This is a genomic window from Streptomyces griseoruber (assembly GCF_001514205.1).
In the GTDB taxonomy this organism is placed as follows: Bacteria; Actinomycetota; Actinomycetes; order Streptomycetales; family Streptomycetaceae; genus Streptomyces; species Streptomyces griseoruber.
In genome coordinates this window covers 1-570 of record NZ_KQ948778.1, presented here as the reverse complement: position 1 = coordinate 570, position 570 = coordinate 1, and the positions used below count along the sequence as shown (strand labels likewise).

Below are 570 nucleotides of genomic sequence, written 5' to 3'. Positions count from 1 at the left end.
TACTGCGACAACGCCAGCGCCACCAGACCACCCTGCGCCTGCTCACCACCCGCAGCAGGCGCATCCGCCGAAATCGTCCCCGCACTCGACGCCGCCGACGTCAGATGCTCACCGAACGCCGTCGCATGCTTCTGCAAGTGCGACGCCGTCTCACCCGTCGTCTTCACCACACCCGAAATACCCTGCGGTTGCAGATCCCAGCCCGGCACCAGCAAAACCCCCGTTCCCTACCCGAAGCACCCGTCAGCCGATGTTGTCGACCGCGGCCTTCGCCCGCTGGATCGTCGACTGCGCCGTACCGTCGTTCTGCTCCAACGTCGACTTCAACAGACCGATGATGTTCTGCACCTCGGTCGAAGCACGGTTCCACCGCTGCTCCTTGCCGTGGTACTCCTCCGCCACACCGTCCGCCGTGAAATCCGCCATCGCAGCCTTCACCTGAGCATCACGCTGACCGATCACCTGCTCCAGCCGCGCCACCACCGCCTGGATGTTCCCCTGCGCATCCGCCGACGCACCCGTGTCATACGACCGACGATCCGAACCCGCACCAGCCATCACACACTCCCC

Annotated in this window: 2 protein-coding genes; both read right to left on the bottom strand. The window is 65.3% G+C overall.

From position 1 onward, the window contains the following. The coding region (locus tag AQJ64_RS33015; RefSeq protein ID WP_240512796.1) for a DUF6507 family protein at nucleotides 1-209 on the bottom strand (209 nt) is incomplete at its 3' end. A gap of 34 nt (nucleotides 210-243) precedes the next feature. After that, on the bottom strand, nucleotides 244-558 hold the full coding sequence (locus AQJ64_RS33010) for a pore-forming ESAT-6 family protein (RefSeq protein WP_055636469.1): 315 nt from the start codon (nucleotides 556-558) through the stop codon (nucleotides 244-246). Nucleotides 559-570 lie beyond the last annotated feature (12 nt).

Coding starts and splice junctions, on each gene's coding strand:
- AQJ64_RS33010 (WP_055636469.1), bottom strand. CDS start 558: ATGGCTGGTGCGGGTTCGGATCGTCGGTCGTATGACACGGGTGCGTCG.